We start from the raw sequence: 19,447 nt of genomic DNA, 5'->3' as shown, positions 1-19,447 counted from the left end.
GCCAGTAAAACGTAGATAACGGATCAATTCATCGAAAATTTCCGAAGTTTTATTTCACGATGATGAATAGTTTTCAGTACGTTTGTGCCGCAAAGGTTGATAGGGGGAACCGGGGTGAATGTGACCGTATCTGACGCATCAATCTCGTACCAGGTCGAGATGGATGTGAGATCGAGCGGACTGGTTCACTCGGCGGAGAGCGATATCGAGCGGCTCCAGCAGATTCTACGCGAGAGCTACGCCTCTGGCTTCACGATCTTTAAAGAACTGCTCCAAAACGCCGAAGACGCCGGCGCGAAGCGTTTGATTGTCGTCGGGCACAACGGCTTTCCGGAGGCGAGCAATCCGTTGCTGCAAACTCCTGGCCTGATTGTGGCAAACGACGGGGAAGTCTTCGCCCGGAACATGGACGGGATCACTCGCGCCAGCGGTGGCAGCAAGGCAGATGAGCGCGCTGCGGTAGGACGCTTTGGGCTCGGGCAAAAGTCAGTTTATCACCTTTGCGATGCCTTTATCGCGCTGGGAAGGGTCGAGGACGAAGGTGGACGTCCACGCCTTCTGATCATGAACCCGTGGGAAAAGGTAAGCGAGGCCGACGTTGCGGCCACGGCCTGGCCTTCCCTGACTACTGCCGACGCCGAAATGCTGCTCGAGAAAGTCGCGGAAATCGGCCTTGGCAAGGGTATGGCGCTTTTCCTCCCGCTGCGGACAGCGAAATTGCGGCCAGGGTATGATCTTTGTCTTTCTGACCGAAATTGGGAACCCGACAGCGCTATTGCAGACATATTGCAAGGTGCGGAGCTTCCCGCGGCACTTTCCTGTCTTCGTAGCCTGCAATCCATTGAGGTCAGGCCAACTGTGGGGGAGGGACGCCGGCTTTCGCTCGGAAAGGGAGCCCGCCGACTATCCGGACCCGGAATTGATCAGGGCGATCCGATTATTGCCGGACAGATCGATGGTGCCGGATTTGCGCTCGAGTTCAATGGGCGGCAGCAATGGATGCCCGGCGGCAAGGCCGCCAGGCTGCTTGACCAGGATGGATGGGACAAGGTCTTCGACATCCATCGCAAGCTAATCCCGCCCAAAGCCAACCCTCACGGAGCAGTCCTTGTCTGCCGCTCGTCGGCCAAAGAGGGTGAAGCGGTCCTGCGTGTCCGCGACACGGTCTATCTACCGCTTGGCCAGCCCGTACTGAACACGCCGCTCAGTCATGGAACGCATGACATTGACGTGCTGATCCACGGCTATTTTTTCGTTTCCAGCGACCGTCGGAAGCTGCGTAGCGACGATCACATCGAGAGCGATTGGAACGAAGCGCTGCGCCGGGAGGCCAGTTTGCCGCTGATGCTCGACGCGCTGGCAGATTCACTTCCGGGTATGCCTGCCGAGCCAGATCGTCATGCGCTGGTCCGCGCGCTCCGAAGCACTGCTTGGTGGGACGAGAACCGCGTCGATGTCTGCCAGGGCAGGGGCATGGCCCGGTGTTGGCCCGGTGAGAAGACGGAGAGCTGGCAAGTTTGTTCCAGCGCATCTTTGCGGCCAATAGTGAGGGGCGATGCGACGTCGCTGGCCCGCCTCAAGGCCGCTTTTCCAGGACTTGAAGACTGGTGCCGCGACAATGGGATCGTCCTGGCTTTTGGTACCGTGCTGGCTGATGCCGATCCGCGCTGGCCGGACGCGCAGCTCGCCGAGTTGGTGCGCCTTGCCGGTCCCTCTGCTTTTCAGAAAGGACAAGTGGCCGAAACGCTGTCGGCGGTGCTCGATGTGGCGCAGCCCGGCGAAGCAGCACGGGCGGCGCTGGCTGAAACTTACCGCAGCGCCATCGCCATGGTCGAGCAAAGTTTTGCCAGTGCCGAGAAGCTTAAACCGCTGGTTCGGCGCCTGCCGCAGGATCGCCTCCTTGTCCTTCCTACCAGCGTAGAAAATCGGGAGCTTGTTCGGGCGCTGGCTGCAGTGGGAAGTAGCATTCCGGTCAAGGCAACATGGGCGGAGCAGGGCGGGGCGATGTCCCGGCAGCTGGGGCTGAATGAGACGATCGAATTATTGGCGGTCGCGGAGCCCTTCCTTTCAGCTCGAGGGAGCGTAGCGCAGGAAGCTTCGGCACTGATATCGCATTTGTTGCGCAACGGCCCCTCGCTCGATGCATTGGCGGCGGATCGCCGGGGTAGCGATTTGCAGGTTATCCCCGCGCGGTTGATGCAAGACGAAGCGGACGTTCGGTTATCTCTGGGCGCCATCGCGGGTCTGAGGCGTAAAGGCTTTCTGTTCGATGCGGCACCGAATCGGGAGCTCCTCGTGCTCGCCGGTGCGATCGCGGCGCCCGAAATCTACCGAGTCGGGTTGAAGGATGGCGGTCTTGGGGACCTGGCTTCGGCAAAGAAGGCGGAATGCCTCTTGGCCGTCTTGAGGCAGGCCGAAAGTTTCGGGGATCCTGGCAAGTGTGGGGAGCTCGCGGAGCTGCTCGGTGCAGATGCGCCTCGCGACGAATTGCGCCAGCTTGTTGTACGCGATCCCACCTTGCCATCGCATGTTGGGCTGATCGAGCTGGATGATCTCGGCGGGATTCTCGACGATCTGGTGCAAGTGCTGCTGCAGGGTAGAGAGGAACGTCTCGTGTCCTCGGTGACGGCGGCAGAATTGAAAAAGGCTCTTCGCGATCGGATTGGCCTGCACCGTGTCGATGTCACCAATTTGGGTGCTTGGTTGCTGGATGCACAGCGCGCCGGTACCTTGCCGATCCTCGACGATGCCAAAGCCATCGCATTGCTCAACGCGGGTATCGATGACGATGTTCTGAAAGCGCTGCCTTTGCACCGATCCGATGGGTGCGAAAGTCTGCTTCCAGCCACAGACCTGTTCCGCGGTCGCACTTCGGATGTCGCACCCGCGCTCTTGCCTTTTACGCGTCTGGTCGAGCTATGGGGAGATCCGCCAGCAGCGGCGGTTCAGAACAGGCTTGTCGCGCGTTGGGGGCCTGAAGCGGCGATCCGCACGGCATTGGCCGCGCCAAACCCTGAACGCTTCACCTCGGAAATTGCTGCGGGATTGGGCGGAATAGAGCACCTGCCTGATGATCTGTTAGAAGCGCTTCGTCAGACCGCATGGATCGCTGCGGATGGCAATGCATGGACACCAACCAAGGTTCTCGACCTGCCCCTGGATGCGGGACGTGCCCTTGAGAACCTGGTTCTCGACCAAGGCGGACTTTTATTTGCCAGTACGCTTCCCGGCTGCCTGCGCGACGGGAATGTGCAGCGCCACCTAGGGCGCCTTCAACCGGATCGGTCCCAGTCATTTCTCTTGGCCTCCCAGCTTGCAGCCGACCACGGTGCAACCGGTTTGTGCCTCGATGTCGTGGAGCATCTTGACGAGTTGACGAAGTTGGCGAGCTCGAATGCAGAGCTCAATGCGGAAGCGTGGCCTTTGATCTCTGCAGCCTTGCGCGACGGGGCGATGGAAGCGGTCGTTGCAGGAATGGCCGAAGTTCTAAATGCGCCCCCTCGGACGGGCATCGTTGCTCAGTTGAATGCGGTGGCCGGCCTGAGCGGGCTCGGCACAAATGCTGAAGCGGCACGGCGACTCTACCTTGCAGCATTTGGCCGAAATCTGACGGCTTTGACGAATGGGTCCAGCTATCTTCCCGCCGATCTGCTTGTTCCGAACGAAGCGGGTGGTTTCGGCCGGGCAGATAGCCTCGCTTTGAGTGCAGCCGGAATCGAGCCATCATCGCTGTTGGCGCGCGATTATGCAGACAAGCTGGAGCAGCGCGATGATCAAGCGGCGCCATCCAGCCGAACAGTTGTACCGGTCGCTTCGGACTGGCTGAGCAGTATCGAACGCGCTTTCTCGCCGCTCAGCCAGTATGACGTGCATGACGGCATCCTGCTGGCGCTGGCCATGCTCGGCAGGGACGAGCAAATTCAGGCTCTCGCCAGCAAGTGGGAAGGTCAACGCTCCTTCCACCGCATTTGCGACGATCTCGATGCGTTGGCCGACGAACAGCGCGGCATGGCCAACGCCAATCTGGAGCGCCTTGCCGAATTGCGCTTCGCAGTGGAGTTGCCGGAACACGGGCAGGTCACTGTGCGATCAGCGGCTGGCTCGGATTGCACCGTCCCCCTGTCGGGAAAAGACGATACCCTGCTGCTGGATTGTATCTACCGAGGACTTGAACGCGACGAAGCGGGCTATCGGCACGTCTTTGATCTCGTGATCGGACCGGTTTCACCATGCGATGAGGCCGAGGCACGGCAATTATTGGATCAGTTTGTCCGGAAGCTGGCCATTGCTCTGATGCTGGGTTTCGAGCGTCACAAGGCGACACTGTCCGAACTGCTGGCCAGCTATTTTGCCAGCGATCAACGCACACTCGCCGATACCTGCGTGGAATTGCAGGAGGTACTCCACGATCGCCTCGCCGGCATTAAGACCGGACCTGTGATGCGCGCAGCAGTGAATGACTATCATCGCGATGCGCCCCGCGACCGGGACAAGGCCCGCAACGCACTTTGGGCAGCCGCGCAGTCGGACAAGGGAGCGAGGGAGCTCCTCGAAGCCACCCGCCAGAAGATCGACGAGATGGGCTATGCCCCACATCGAGTGTTGTTCGAGCTATACCAGAACGCCGTCGATGCCCAGGCGCAGTGGCACGGGGACGGGCGCTTCCGCGTCGAAGCCATCTACGATTCCAATGAGGTGCTTGCCTGTTTGCGGGTGATCCATTGGGGGCGGCCGATCAATCAGCCCGGGAGTCACCCACTCAAGGCAGAAGAAGAAGGGCACCGCCGCGACCTCTCGAATATGCTGGCCATCAACCATTCTGCCAAGGAAGGGGATGCGGTAACTGGCCGCTTCGGCCTTGGGTTCAAGACAGTGCACATGCTGGCTGACGAGATCCTGCTCGCCAGCGGCGGAATCGCTATCCGCATCTTGGGCGGGATGATCCCTGCCGACTGGGAAGCCGGTAGCCGAGCCGTGTCCTCATTTCATGATAGGGGGCGCAAAGCGACCCTCATTGAAATTCCAGTGGCACCGGATCGGTCTCGGGAAGCCCTTGAGGCCTGGGACGCATTTCGCGAGGCTGCGCCGTATCTGACGGCACTTGGCCGGGATGCCGCCATCGAATTGGTGGACGGAAAAAACGAGCAGGCGTTCCGGCACGAGGAACATCCGCTGATCGAAGGAGTAGGCTGGCTTACCCTCGACGGCGCCCGCTATGTTTTGCGGTTTGATTTGGGGAATGAGTTCCGCCTGTTTCTGCCGTTCGGACGCAGCGGACCCCATGCCTTTCCCGAGGATGTGCCGCAGTTCTGGCATCTGGTTCCGCTCGTGGGCGAGCGCCGTCGCGGCGCCTGGTTGTTGGAAGGCCGCTTTCCCGTTGATCCCGGTCGCACGCAATTGTCCGGTACGGCTGACGAAAAGGATAGCCGATTTGCCCGGCTCGGCCTTGCTCTCGGGCCGCGGCTCATTGCTTTCTATGACTATTGCCTCGCGGACTGGGCAAGCTTCGCGCGTGCTACAGGCCTGGATCCGGAAGGGTTCGACGATTTCTGGCGAAGGCTTGTGCCACTCTTTGCCCGAGACTTGGTAAGTCAGGGGTCCGAACAGTCGCTGCACAAGTCCGGACAAGGGCTGGCACGACTATTGGCGGAGCGACCGCTAGTGCCATTGGCCTTTGGCGGTTCGGCGCGGGCAGCCGATGTGAAGTGGCGCTTTTCGGGAGGGCTTGCCGCTCGCGATGCCCAAAGCTCTATCTCGGATTTGTTAGCCCAAGAAGAGCTCGAGAAGGCAATCGTTACCGAGGAAACGGGACAATTGCTGAGAGCTGTGGGGTTGCCTTCGGGGCAACCCTTGGACGCGGTCAAATTGGCCGAGACGTTTGCAGGAGACGAAGGAATAGATTCCGGCCTGGCGGATGCGCTTGCCTGTCTGCGTGACGAGGCAGTCACGCTCGCGATGACCGGAGAGGAAGATTTTGAACTGCGCAAGTTCTTCCGCGAGCGGCTCTGGCTTGCAGAGGACGGCAGTTGGCAGTCAATCCGGCTGCTGGCGTTTCCACAGGGCAATAGCGATGAACAACAACGCGCGGCCTTCGCCCCGTCCTCAGGACGCCTCGCAGCGAGCTATGCGGGCGCTGGCTTCGAACTCGCCGCCTTTGCGCGTGAGCAGGCAGGTCATAGCCCGAATGTTTGGGAGAAATGGGCAGAGAGCGCCGGTGACAGTGCCGCGCGTCAACAAGGCTTTATTCGCTACCTGGTCGGTGCGGATGATCGGACCGTTGCTCAGCTGGCGAGCGCCGCAAAGTGGCTCCCCAGTGTGAATGAACTGGCGAATTCACCTTTGCTGGCCGGACTGCAGCAGGACGAGAAAAATCGGCTGCTCGCAAAGCTAGGGTATTCCTTCGGCATCACTCCAATACCGACCGATCCGAACAGCCCCTGGCAACCTGATGCTGAGCTGGCGCTCTCGGGTATTGCGCAATGGTGGCGGGACAATCGCAGCGAACTTCGCGATGCCTATGATCGCGCGGTGTATCCTGAAGACTTTTCCTCGGCAGCCCTGGCTGACGGGGATAAGCCCGCCTGGTTTACCATGCTCTCGCTCGCAACGTTCCAGACGCTGGGGAGGATTAAGCCAGCTCAGTCCCGGCAGTTTGTTGCCAAAGCGATCCAGGATGGCTGGTGGCACGAACTCGCGACAATCGATCCGTGTGACAAGGAACTGAGACCTTTCGTTGAGCGCCTACGCGCCTGGAGCGATCCGGATGCGGATGAAGGCTACCTGATGTGGCGCCGATGCCTTCCTGACCTGTGCATGATCGCGAGGCATCTCGAAAGCTACCAGAGGCTCTTCCTGAAATTGCCTGCCGTCGTAGCCCAGGAGGGCGAGGTAAGCCTACGCGGACACTTGCGACCGGCCTTCTCTCAAGTTGCCGCTCGCATGAGCATTGAAGCAGCGCCTCTGGCACGATCGCTCGGCATCGGCGCGAACTGGCTCGTGCGCGAATTGGCCCGCAAGGGTATCTATTCGCAGGCGCAGGTCGAACGGATCATGCCGTATGGCTGGAGCACGGCGGAACGCGTCCGTCGTCTCGCATATACGCTCGGCCTGGGCCAGTTCGAGCGCGGCATTGACGAGGGACGCGCCCTGCATGGGGCAGTTGAGCGTCTTATCGGCGACGACGCTCAATTCGATGGCGACGGTGATCTGCCATTGCACATAATCACACTGGCCAAGCACCGCGATGACCTCGCCTCGATCCTCTACGATGCGGATGTCGAGGAATGGCGACCGGACAACGATTGGGACGATGCCGACGATGAAGATGCCTGAAGCACTGGCCGCCGATACAAGGGTGAACCACCCACGTCACGGCGTGGGTCAGGTGATCGCAGATGCCGGCGAATTCGTTGTTGCGCGTTTTGGCGCAGCGATCCAGCAGGTTCTGCGCACGGAACTCACGCTCGCTCGCTCGCTCGATCAGGCACTGACGACCCGTACCTTCGATGAAAGTGCGGAAACTTTGATGCGCGCAAGCGCGATGGCGATACGCTCGGTGAACGATCAGTGGGGGGTGTTCTCAAGATCGCGCGTCCAGCTGCTCCCGCATCAGCTCTGGGTCTGTCACAAGGTCAACCGGACATTCCCTTTCCGATGGCTGGTGGCCGACGATGTGGGGTTGGGCAAAACCATAGAAGCTGGCCTGGTGCTCATGCCTTTGGTGGCTCGGGCGCAAATCCGTCGCCTGCTGGTGCTGGCGCCTGCCAAATTGGTGCCCCAATGGCAAAAGCGTTTGCGTCAGATGTTCGATATCCGCCTGCAGGTCTACGACCGCTCGGTTGATACGCCGACCGTGGATTTTTGGGATACGGCGAACATGGTGGTCGCATCCGTCCACACACTTCGCCGGGAAGTTGCAGACGGCCGATCCGAAGGCAGTCGGTTCCTCTCCGCTGACCCGTGGGATGCGGTCGTGGTTGACGAGGCGCACCACCTCCACGCCGATGAACGGACGGGAGAGACGCTTTCTTTCCAGCTTCTGCGCGCGCTCGAGGAGCGGCACAAAATCCGTTCTCTGCTTCTGTTCACCGGCACGCCGCACCGCGGAAAGGACTTCGGCTTTCTTTCCCTGCTCAGCCTGCTTGATCCGGACCAGTTCGGACCCGAACATGACATCGACGAGCAGTTGACTAAGCTTCCCGAAGTCATGATCCGCAATAACAAGGCGACGGTCACCGACCTCAAAGGGAACCGCCTCTTCACGCCGGTCACGGTCGAGACGCGAGAATACGCCTTCAGCCCGGAGGAAAGCGCCTTTTATGAAACGCTGAGCAGCTTCATCATTGATGGGCGAGCCTATGCATCGACCCTCGATGGCCGGGCGCAGTCAGCGCGGATGCTGTTGCTGATTGCGCTGCAAAAGCTGGCCGCCAGTTCCATTGCGGCCATTCGCAGTGCTCTGACCAAGCGCCGGGCGAAGCTGGCCGATGTTGCCGAGCAGGCACGCGCACCGTTTCCGACCATAATGGAGGGAGACGAGGACGAGACATTGGACGATCGTGCCCGAGCCGACGAAGAAGCATGGAGCAAAATGCTCGCCGAACTGATGGAAGGCGAGATTGCGAGGCTTGATGAACTGCTCGAGTTGGCCGAACCCATTCAGCAAGAGCGCAAGATCGGACGTCTGGTCGATCTCATCGACCGCGAATTGCCTGCTGACGAACCCGTACTCCTCTTCACCGAATACAAGGCCACCCAGGCTCTGGTCGTCGATGCCTTGCACGCGCGTTTTGGTCACGGTTGCTGTGCATTCATCAATGGCGATGAGCGCTTGGAGGAAATCAACAAGGCGGACGGGTCGCGGGGGCCAAAGAGTTGGTCGCGCGAGGCGGCAGCAGAAGCGTTTAACCAGGGCACCATCCGTTTTCTTGTTTCAACTGAAGCGGCCGGCGAAGGTATCGACCTTCAAGAGCGCTGTGCGACTCTCATCCATGTCGACATGCCTTGGAATCCGATGCGCCTGCACCAACGCGTTGGCCGGCTGTCCCGCTATGGTCAGACGAGGCCGGTTCAGGTCTTCATCCTGAGGAACCCGGATACGGTCGAGGCGCGAATTTGGGATCTATTGAATGCCAAGCTCGAGCGGATTCAGCGCACCCTCGACGAGGCCATGGACGAACGAGAAGACATCAGTCAGCTCGTCATCGGCATGACCGGCCCGAGCGCATTCGAGAAGATTTTTGCGGCTGGGCAGACGCAATCGCGCGAAAGCCTTGGCCAGTGGTTCGACCGGGAATCTGCCACCATTGGCGGAGAAGATCTGGTCGACAAGGTCAAGACGATGCTCGGGAACGTGACCCGCTTCGATTTTGCCCAAGTTGGACGAAACCTCCCGCTGGTCGATCTTCCCGATCTCGAGCGCTTCTTTGCGATGATGATGGAATCCCAAGGCCGGCGCGTGTTCCGGAGGGACGACGGGCTGGATGTCCTGACGCCTGAGAAATGGGTGGATGAAGATTACGCGATGCAGGATCGGTACAAAGGCCTGCTGTTCGATCGCAACGCCCGCCTGGGCAATCGGGAAGGCCCGACGCGTCTTGTGGGGGTGGGGCACACGCTTTTCGATCGCGCTTTGAAGGAAGGAGAGGGCCTGCAAAGCACGTTGGCGATCTGCCTGCGATTACCCGCTCCCTTGCTCATTGCTTCGGTCGAGGACCAGGTCACCGGCCAGGACCATTCGGTTACCAGGATTGTGCTGGGGGCATGGCGCGATCAGGAAGGCCAGACCCATGTCCTGCGGGATTGGGAGGTTCTGCAGATGCTCAACACATTGGGACGAGCAGACAATCTCAAGCCGCCTTCCGTGAACGGCGAGCAACTGAAGACACTGGAGAAGAATCTCCTTTCTGCAATGTCGGCAAGCTTGCCGGCTATCGCCGACATGATGACCCGGCCCGGCATCCGTAGTGAGGTCATGCTTCTGCCGGATCAAGAAGCCGGTACATGACCGTCCTCTCCGAGTTCTGAGGAAAGGCTGCGCGTCTCCCGTGGGGCATGTTTTTCTGGCTTGAGCCCTTGTTTCTGCTATGTTCTAAGGAGAAGCGAGATGAATGCGATCATGACCAAGTTCGACATCGAAACTGCCGAGCATCGCGCCCCGAAGTGGGAGGGCCTGTCCGAAATCGATCAGGCGATCCGTGACAATCGCCTGATGGAATATCGGATCAAAAAGTCCTGGGCCGATCCGTGGGGGCGGAAGCTGACGATCACGGTTTTGCTCGTGATTGCCGCAGGTTTCGCGTATTTGGCTGGTGCATCAACCGGACTTTGGTGATCTCATTTATCACCATTCTTTCACCTCATCCGCCGACTCCGCGCTCGCACCCTGCGCGCCTTTGGTAGCGGCATCCAGACGCCCTCTGGATCCGCGGATCCTCTGACGACCGGCCGCTTGAGCTCGCCGAACCTCGTCGTGAAGATCGCCGGAATCCACCTGCGGCACATTTCCTGGACCTCCTCCGCCGATTTGGGCGCGGCCGCGCACTGATCCCGGACCAGCGACCGTAGGGCGCGAGATTGGCTGGCCCGCAGACAGGACGAGCCGGTCCTCGATCCCGTCACGGAGTTGATCGGCATAGCTCTCGATGAACTTGCCTTGCAGCGCCTGGCCTTCCGGACTGAGCTGGAACGCCAGATCGTCAAACCGCACATTGCCATAGAAGTCGCGATTGCGCTCGATCTCGACCAAACCCCATTCGCGGTAGGCTTGTGACAGATTGAGGCTGCCTGCGGCACTGTTGCCTTCGAAGAACGATGCCTGGCTTTCGAGGCGGTTTGCCAGCTCCTCTGCCCGCCGAGCTTCGCGGCTGTAGCTCTGCGCCTCGGTAAGCGAAGCGTTCATCCCGCTCGCAGTCGATGAGATCGAGGAACTCGATGACGTGCTTACGGTGCGAATGAACCCATCGCGCGTGCTCGACCAGTTCCGGCTGTCGGACATCTGCGCGAGGCTGCCGAAGATTCGCGAGCGATCCTCCGATGCGATGCCGATATCGCTGTCGGTCCAAGTGCGCGTGCCACCACCCTTCAAACCGACATTGGCTGATGCCACCCCGTTTGTAACTCCAGCGCTGGCGCCGGCTTCGCCACCGAGAAACCATGCGGTCGAAATGTCGTCGGCTGCCCGTCGCGAAAGGCCGAACTGCCGCTGCAGGTTGGTCGATGCCTGATCGACCTCGTTGAAGGCGGTCTGGATGCTGTCGGAGTTGGACGTTCCAGTGGCGCTTTCGAAAGCCGATCCGCGACTGAACTGACTGCGGAGTTCGCGGAATTTCGTGACGGCGCTGGTGGTCGATTCCGTGGCGATGTTGGCATAGCTCTCGCTGTTGGAGCGGGCCTGCGATGCCATCGTCGACAGGCGCGAGGTGAACTCCTGCCCGAGGCTGGGCGTGAACGGATAGCTCGAATTCGGCAGCTGATCGTAGCTGGCTTCGGAGAAACTGGTCGTCATCGAGCCGGTGTCGCTGAACGTCCGGGTTTGGGCCGCGCCATACGTGAAGCTGGGCGCAATGGTCCCTTGCGCGAACTGGCGGGTCAGCACGCTCGAATTCTCGAAGCTTTTGTTGCCCAGCGAGACATTGCCGGTGCTGGCCTCGCGCGCGGCTTCCTCGGCTGCATTCTGGCTGGGATTGAGATAGCTTGTCGCGTGGTGCGAAATGGCCATCGCGCCCTTGGCGACCCCGCCGGCGAGAAAGGGCACGGAGGCTATGAGGTAGCCTGCCAGCAATCCGATATCGCTGTTGACGTCGGCCATGCCGGTGAAACTCGCAAGACTGAGGCCATTCGTTCCGGCGACCGCTGCCATGTCGGTGGCGCCCTTGTACATCAATATCATGTGCAGGATCACAAAGAGCGGCCCCCAGGCAGCGAGATAGAAGAAGCCGGTGATATAACCCTTGAGGGCGACCGGGCCGGTCTTGGGCAGCAGGAACAGCGGGAAGAGGACCGGGAAGAGCGCGTAGAACAGCACCGTCAGGACGATGTTCAGGAGCGGCACCCACTTCATCGCGTTGCTGGCGATCGAACTGTAGGTGCGCTCGGTCTGGATGTCCGCCCGCGTCTGGGAATAGACGTCGACACTGGAGGCACCGCTGCCGCCGGCCATCGAATGCATGGCCTGGCTCATCGCGTTGATTGTCAGGGTCTGCTTGAAGATTTCGGTCGCGTTGGCCGAGACGCCGCTCAGATATTGATAGGCCACAGGCAGGTCTGCGAACAGCTTGGCCTTGGCGAGCGCCGCCGTCTGGTTGGGATAGAGCTGGCGGCCGAAAACGGTTCCCATATCGTCGACGAGGCCCGCCCACTGGGCGTTCAGCGTGTCATAGGCTTCCCGGCAGGTCACGATGGCCGAGGTCACCTGGCCGGACGTCGCATCGCGGGTCAGGAAGCGCTGTGCCCGAGCCTGGCTGCCCGGCGCGATCGTTGCCCAAATGTCGCCCGTTTCGGCGAGCTGCTTCATTGAATAGCGGCCAAGCAGCACGTCGTAGAAGACGCATTGGCGGAAATGCTCGTCGAGATTGGCGGCAAATTCGGGGTCGGAGATGCGCAAGCTACGCGTCGCATCGTAAAGCCGCGCGCCGTAGATCATGCCGTTCTTCGAGTAGTTGAGATCGCCCGGAAGCCCGAACACCACCTCCGCCGATCCGGTCAGATAATCGCCGACTTGGCTGGTGAAGCTCGCCATCAGCGCAAGACCCAGCGGCACGTTGCTGACATTGGTAGGGGCGAGGCCGGGGTTGAGTCGATCGGTCACATGCACGTCGAGCCGCGGCACCATCAGGCATGAGTAGATCAGCGTTGCGCCTAGGAACCAGTTGATCCAGGCGCGCCAGTCCTGATTGAAGGCGAGCGTGAGGGCGGACAGGCCAAGGCCCATGACCAGGACGACCTGGAGGAGACTCTTGTAGCCACCATTTCCCGTCCAGGCGGCGACCGCCTGAAAGACATTGACCAGGTAATCGCCGCCGCCAACCGTGAAAATTTCGACCATGCTGCTGGGCTCCCGCCGTTCCCGGCGCGCTGAAAGGGGATCAGTGGGTGAGGGCGCGCGACTGCACGCCGCGCGACCAGTCGAGCGAGGCGGCCATACCCGGCGACATCGAGGCGGCGAGCACGTTCTCAATGAACGCTGTCTTCTCGATAATCTGCATGATGGCGCCCACCTTTAGGTGGGTGTTCGCCTGCCGGTCCGCGAGTGCCTGCCGGACAACGTTGACCTGTCCCTGCCACATGGCGATCTTGGCTTCGTCCGCGCCGATGAAGCTCGACATCGAGCGGCCGGCTTCGCTGACGATCCTGTCGAGCACCGCGAACAGAAGGTCGACGCTGGCAATCTCCGCGAGCGTCTCACGATCATCGGTCGGCATGCCGCGGCCATAGGCGGCCTGGACGGTGAGGATCTTGTAAAGCGGGACCGAGGCGACCTGCAGCAGCTCCTTCTGCGCATCGGTGATCGCGGTGTCGTCGTGGATCGCCTGGACCATGCCCGCAATCAGTGCAGAGACGCGGGGGCGGAGCGCCTTGGAGGCAGGCAGGCTAAGCGTCTTGAAGCTGGGATTGAGGCACTGGTCGGGCTCGTCGCAGTCGAAGACCTTCACGCTGCTGCCAGACGTGCCGTCGAGCAGCGCGGTCACCAGCGTCGAGGAGGCGTCGCCCGCAAAGGGCACGAACTTGCCCGGCTCGTCATCCTTGGGCGGCACGTAGATGATCGTGCCGATCAGCGTCATCGCATATTCCGCGAGTTCGCGGTCGAACGTGCCGTTCGGCGAGAAGAACGCGGACTTCTTGAGGATGGTCCAGGTGTAGTTGCGCGCGACGGCCGGGTTAACGTCGGCATATTCGCCGTCGCCCTGCGCGGTCGTGCTCGCCCGCTGCCCCTTGGTACCACAGCCGTGCTTGGCGGCGGCATAGTCGGTGAAGATGCCTTCCGAATTGCCGATCGCCTCGCAGATCGCTTTGTCGGCAAGATCACCCTTGGGCCAGATGCCGCCGACCAGCCCCTGCGCCATTTCGCAGGAGTTGATGTTGAGGTTGTTCATGAGCTGAGCCTTCTGGCTGAACTCCTGCATGATCTTCGAGCATTCCGGGCAGACCGTGTCGATCGCCAGGCTGAAAGCAAAGCCGACCGCATTGTTGGCGACAGCCTTCAGCATCGCGACGATCTCGCTCGCGTTGATGAAGCTGAAGGATCCGGCAAAGATGTCGATGCCGCCGCAGCCCGCACGGGCGCGCGGCAGCTGCAGATTGGCGATGTTGGTCGTTTTCTGAGGGAAGCGCGTCCAGACGTTGCCGAGGCTGTAATAGCCTGCCGACTGACCCTGGAACGCGGTCGGCCCATTGACGTTGGCGGCGCCGCCGACATCGTTCAGGAACGAGTCCATCGAACTACCGACATCGGCCGATGCACTGGTAAGGGGCAGGGTGGCCGCGAGGATCGCGGCGACGGCACGTTTCATCCTAGTAGTCACGTCCGGCTTCCTTCGATGTGAGGAGGTAAATGCGGTCCTGAAGCTCGTCGGCGCTCATCACGCCGTAGCCGATCGGGATGGGCTGACCCTTGGCGGCATCCCAGAGCACGACCGCCGGCGTGACCTTGGGCTCGAGCCCCATCCGGCTGCGCTGGTTGGTCTCAACGGTGTAATTCGGGAAATGGCGCGAGGGGCCGCCGTCGGTCGAAATCGCGCGCACGGTGATGTGCCAGGTCGAAGCGACGCTCTGCACGATCGGCGACATGACTTCGCAGGCGCCGCAGCTCTGGGCGAAGAAATAGAACAGCCCGTAGCGCTGCGAGAGCTGTGCCATCACCGCATTGCGCTCGGCATTGCGCGAGTCCTGCCACTGGCGCTTACCGAGCGTCGAAACCGGGCGCTGGAGCGTATAATCGAGGTCAGGATCCTGCCAGATCGCCCGCTGCCAGACATCGCTGAACAGAGATGCCCGGTCGAGCTGGGCGCGCTGAAAGCGGATATAGGCCGTCACATTGGCCGGCGTCGGCTCGAGGATCGCCTTGGCTTTCAGTTCGCGCAGATTTGCCGTGATTGCATCGAGCTGGCTCGTCGCACTCGGAGCAGGCTCAGATGCCTCCTCCTGCACTTCGGACGGCTTGGGCTTGGCGCAATAGAACCAGTAACCAAGGCGTCGTTCCTCGCAGTAGAAGCTGTCCTGGCTGTCGCTGGTCGTGACCAGTGGCGGTTCCTGGCTGTGTGCCGGAGCACTGAGCGCGGGCGCAACAGCGGTGAGCGAGAGGCAGGCGGCAAGCAGCCGCCGGGCGGCCTTATTGGCTGGCGCGGGCATAATAGTCCTCGATTTTCTGCTGGATTTCGGTGGCGGCCTGGAGCTCGTCGGGCAGGCGCGCGGCATCTGTGAATTCGGCGTAGACCTCGCTGAAATCCATCTTTGAAAGATCGAGCCGCGAAAACTCGTCGATGGTAAAGCCAAGGCACTGCTCGGTCTTGGGCTTGCCCCAGGGCTTGTTCAGCTGCTGGCGGCCCTGTTCCTGCAGGATCCGCGAAAGCTTGGACTCAAAGCAGCAATAGACCTTCTTCTTGGTCAGGCAGACGCCCAGAAAGCTGTCCGAGCAATAAGTCCCGACATAGGCGCACAGGCCTTGCGCATCGCGCTGGTGAAGCAGCATTTCCTCGCGGCTGCAGCCGAGCGCGACAAGCAGCTGGATACCCGGAATGAGCGGGAAACCTTTGCCCTTGCAACAATTGAGCACGCCGAAGACCTTGGACGAGCAGGTATTGCGCGTGCCCTTGAACAAGGTGAGCGTGTCGGGATCGAACTCGCGCCGCGCCTGGTCCATCGCGTTGAGCGCGACAACCGCGTCCTTGAACTCGTCATTGGCCTCGCGCTCGATCGTCTCGCACGAGCCATCGATGCAATAGACGTCGCCGTCGCAGATGAACTGGCTGGTATCAGCGGGCTGGTCCGGAACCGGGCAGTCGTAAACCCGCTCCCAGGTCCGACAGGGCTCACCCGAAAGGCAGTCTTCGCGCACCAGCGAGCAGCCGGGCGTGCTTTCCAGCGTCTGGCAGTCCTGGGCTTCGGTAAATTGGGCGCAAGTGTAGCTGCGCGACCATGCCCAGCAGGGCTGGGTCACCGAGATGCCATCGACGATCCGGGTGACAGGATCGCTGTCGGTGCAAGTTTCGGTGTCCTGCTGGCATGAATTGTCCGCGGCAAGGCCCGCGCACTGGCTTTCATCGCGGCTCGTCGTGACGACGTTCTCGCCGGTCACGCTGTAGGGCGTCGCGCCATCGACCGGCGCGGTGCAGCTTACGAGATCGACGCGCAGGTCGCCCGAGTTGCAGCCCCAGTAGATGCCGAGATAGGGATCGCACAGATTGATCGGATAGGACTGCGTGACCGTGCATTGCGGCGCCGGGTAGCGATTGCAATTGTAGATCGATGCCGGATCGACGCCGCTCCCGCCGACGCAATAGTAGCCATAGACCTGCCGCTGCTCGATCGTGGCATTCAGCGTCACCGGGCAGGTTCTGTTCTCCTGGGAAGCCGTATAGCCGACGTTGCAGGTCGCCATGTAACGCGCTGCCGTGCCGGTTCCCGGAGGCAGGGGGACGCAGCGGCCCTGGCTCCCGCTGATGCTCATGCCGCTCGTGTAGGAGAGCGGGTCGTTGCTGATGACAGTGCTGCGCGCGACAACCGCGTCGAGATCCTGCGGCGCGAACTGCGCACGGCGATCCATGGAATCGCGCATGGTCCGGTATCCGGTGTTCGCCGTCGCCTGGCTCGCCGCTTCACGCGCCATCCGGTCAGGATCATCGAAATAGCCCGACTGGTTCGGGACTGCCCCGAAGTTGGGAACGCGGGTTGCGTCCGGGTCGGTCGTCGCCGCGCTCTGCGCCGTAGCCGCCTTGTCGCGTCCGAACGCCTTGCCATCCGCTTTGGCGGCATCGGTCGTGGTCTGGGCCGAGACGCTTGTCGGCAGACAGGCGCAGGCGAGGTAGAGAAGCGGGAGGAAAAGCCGTTTCATGGGTCACTTCGTTTCAGGCGGGCAAGATGCTGGGATGCGAGGAGGGCGCCGGGACCGCCGCCCTGCGCGAAGGTTTCAAGCGCGTAGGACACGCTCACATTACCGCTCATCCGGTCGTGGGGCGGAACCTGGGTCCGGCAATCGAAGCCATCGCAGAGATCGAAATCGCTGCTGGTCACGACATAGGTTGGGACTGCCTCGACCCCGAAGGCGCGAAACAGGCGCGGGTCTATGCCGACCGCGTCGAGCTTGCCGCCCTCCGCTGCAACTTTCGCGAGCGCTGCGGTCAGGGTCTTCGCGCTGCCCCCTGGCAGCCCGCGAAGTACGACCACACCTCCTGCACGGGCAACGTCGTCCGCCATGGCGCGCAAGGCCGCTGGCGGCATCGAGAGCGAAGCGAACGCGATGAAGCGGGGTGCTTCACCCAAGCCCTCGCTGGCCATGGTACCCGCATCGGCCACCATCTTGTCGAAGTCGAAGATGTCCGCGCTTTCTGGCCGCAAGGATTTTGCCGCTTGCTCGGTGTAGCGCTTGTCATGCGCCTGAGCTTCGGCGGCGCTGTCATTGGCTTGGCTAAGGACTGCCTCGGCGCGCGCGCGGGCATTGGCGGCAAGCGCATCGGCTTCGCTCGCCTCGACCTTGGCGCGGGCGCGTATCGCTTCGAGATTGAGCTCCGGTTCGCTCGTCTGTGCTGCGGCTCCCGCTATAGCGGCCGCGCCAGTGATCGACGCGATTACAAGGAGATGAGGGAATATTTTCATAGCGCGCAGCAGTTCCGTTTGCGCCAGACCAGATAGCCCATGTCCTCGCCGATGGCGGGATAGACCTGACCTGCCGACATGAAGGTGGTGGAGGCGCCAATGGGCGCGCAGGCGTAGCGGCCCTTGGTCTGCGGATTGGGATTGGTGGCCTGGAAGCGGTATTGCTGCTTCCTCATCACCGGCATCAGATACTTGCCGCAAAGCCCCTTGCTGCCCATCGTGCCCCAGGCGACGAGTTCGCGGTGCAGCTTGTAGGAGAAGCGGGCGAGGGCGAGCCGCGATGCCTGGACATGCCCGATCGTTGCCGAGACATTGCCGTTCAAAGGATACATGCTGCCCTGGCATCCCGCGCACCAGAAGAGCTCGTCGGTCGGAAGCTTGGCCGTCGCAGCAACGCAGTCAGCCGCACAGGCCGCAAGCGCCAGCGGATTGGCGAAGAGAACCGCTTCGGGATTGATAATCGCGGTGAGTTCGCTGTCCTGCCAGAGCGGATCGATCTCGGTGATATAGAGAATGTCGACCGAGCCCTGCTCGAGGCACAGGAAATCGGCAACGATCTCCATCCAGTAGATCAGCGGATAGGCATACCAATGGACATGCCACTGAGAATTGTACTGCGTCGCGCCGCCCACCGCCGAGGGTCCCGCCATCGACTTGAACCCGATGTCGAAGCCGGGATCGAGTTTCATCCCGCCGAGATTGACGAAACACCAGGGCTTCATGCTGACGTCGGCAAGCCGCACCGGCTCCCAGAAGCCCATGGCGATGCCCGGCCGCAAACCGCAGAGGCAAACGGGAAGCGCAGGGTTGCTCGTGTCGGGACGGCTCGACGGCCAGATCTTCAGGCCGCCGACCGAAATCGGAAAAAGACACGACCAGCAAATGTCGGTGATCGGATTGACGAACTTGCCCGTGCAGCGGCCCGGACCGGCAGATGCCTGCGCTGGCGAAGCCGCAGCAAGGCTGAGACTACAGACAAGGATCGCGCAGCATATCCATGTGAGAAAACGATTTTTTCTGCTCATGACGATGCGCGCTCCTTGGGGCGAACCGGCTGCTCGGTGATGATGAGGACGCGGCCCTGCTGCTCGACGGTTGCGGGCACGGCGCGAATGCCGAAATGCTTCACGAGGCTGCCGCCCTGGTCGAAATAGAAGCGGCGCTGGCGGGCCTTCATCAGTTCGAGCGGCGCGCCGCGCACGAGGATGAGCTTGGCCTTGGTGCTGGCATAGCGCCGGGTTGCCCAGGCAAGCTGCTCGGGATCATCGCCGTCGAGGAATACCAGCGTCACACGCAGCGGTACGGTGTCGAGCGGATTGACCCGCGTTCCGGCCGCCACGATCACCCGACCCTTGTCGTCGGCAATGTCGCGCTCGACGCTGATCGTCGGATCGAAACGCCAGCTGCGCGCTGCCGCCGCAGCATTGATCCCTGCGACTGGCTCGGGGCGGTTGACGCGCGCTATCGTGCGCCGCTTCAGCTCCTCGTTGAGCTTGGCCGTCTCGCCGGTCTTCTCGAGATGGGTGAGACGGGCATGGATTTGCTCGAGCAGGTCAGGCTCGATCACGGGCCAGACCGTGCCTTGCTGGCCGTAGTCGCGGGCGCTTGCCGGCGCGGCCATCAGAAGACCGGCTAC

10 protein-coding genes are annotated in these 19,447 nt (G+C 61.6%); 3 read left to right on the top strand and 7 right to left on the bottom strand.

Annotated features, from left to right (window positions below; translation table 11 throughout):
• Positions 1–120 precede the first annotated feature (120 nt).
• From E2E27_RS11930 to E2E27_RS11920, 3 genes are all read left to right on the top strand, one after another.
• Entirely contained in the window at positions 121–7,332 is a 7,212-nt protein-coding gene (locus tag E2E27_RS11930) for a sacsin N-terminal ATP-binding-like domain-containing protein (protein ID WP_141459458.1), read from the top strand.
• Entirely contained in the window at positions 7,310–10,006 is a 2,697-nt protein-coding gene (locus E2E27_RS11925; protein ID WP_181443427.1) for a DEAD/DEAH box helicase, read from the top strand. Before E2E27_RS11930 ends, E2E27_RS11925 begins: the two co-directional genes overlap by 23 nt.
• Before the next feature lie 99 nt (positions 10,007–10,105).
• On the top strand, positions 10,106–10,333 hold the full coding sequence (locus E2E27_RS11920) for a hypothetical protein (protein WP_141459454.1): 228 nt from the start codon (positions 10,106–10,108) through the stop codon (positions 10,331–10,333).
• A gap of 9 nt (positions 10,334–10,342) precedes the next feature.
• On the opposite strand, the gene E2E27_RS11915 is transcribed toward E2E27_RS11920, so the two are convergent.
• The 7 genes from E2E27_RS11915 to traW are packed head-to-tail and all read right to left on the bottom strand — an operon-like array spanning position 10,343 to position 19,432.
• Positions 10,343–13,045: a conjugal transfer protein TraG N-terminal domain-containing protein gene (locus E2E27_RS11915; protein WP_141459452.1), complete on the bottom strand. Its 2,703-nt coding sequence runs from the start codon at positions 13,043–13,045 to the stop codon at positions 10,343–10,345.
• A 40-nt stretch (positions 13,046–13,085) separates the two neighbouring features.
• A complete protein-coding gene (locus tag E2E27_RS11910; RefSeq protein ID WP_141461845.1) occupies positions 13,086–14,510 on the bottom strand; it encodes a conjugal transfer protein TraH in 1,425 nt (474 codons plus the stop codon).
• Between the two features lies 1 nt (position 14,511).
• Entirely contained in the window at positions 14,512–15,348 is an 837-nt protein-coding gene (locus E2E27_RS11905) for a conjugal transfer protein TraF (RefSeq protein WP_141459450.1), read from the bottom strand.
• On the bottom strand, positions 15,329–17,050 hold the full coding sequence (locus tag E2E27_RS11900; RefSeq protein ID WP_141459448.1) for a conjugal transfer protein TraN: 1,722 nt from the start codon (positions 17,048–17,050) through the stop codon (positions 15,329–15,331). The genes E2E27_RS11905 and E2E27_RS11900 overlap by 20 nt, the downstream gene beginning before the upstream one ends.
• Positions 17,047–17,811, bottom strand: coding sequence for a type-F conjugative transfer system pilin assembly protein TrbC (gene trbC, locus E2E27_RS11895; RefSeq protein WP_141459445.1), 765 nt, complete (start codon positions 17,809–17,811; stop codon positions 17,047–17,049). The genes E2E27_RS11900 and trbC overlap by 4 nt, the downstream gene beginning before the upstream one ends.
• Positions 17,808–18,836 (bottom strand): conjugal transfer pilus assembly protein TraU, encoded by a 1,029-nt coding sequence (traU, locus tag E2E27_RS11890; RefSeq protein WP_141459443.1) that lies wholly within the window; start codon positions 18,834–18,836, stop codon positions 17,808–17,810. The genes trbC and traU overlap by 4 nt, the downstream gene beginning before the upstream one ends.
• Positions 18,833–19,432 (bottom strand): type-F conjugative transfer system protein TraW, encoded by a 600-nt coding sequence (traW, locus tag E2E27_RS11885; RefSeq protein ID WP_234036266.1) that lies wholly within the window; start codon positions 19,430–19,432, stop codon positions 18,833–18,835. Before traW ends, traU begins: the two co-directional genes overlap by 4 nt.
• Positions 19,433–19,447: the final 15 nt, after the last annotated feature.

Source organism: Porphyrobacter sp. YT40 (assembly GCF_006542605.1).
In the GTDB taxonomy this organism is placed as follows: domain Bacteria; phylum Pseudomonadota; class Alphaproteobacteria; order Sphingomonadales; family Sphingomonadaceae; genus Erythrobacter.
Note: the sequence above shows the minus strand (reverse complement) of the source record. Positions and strands in the feature narration are given on the sequence as shown.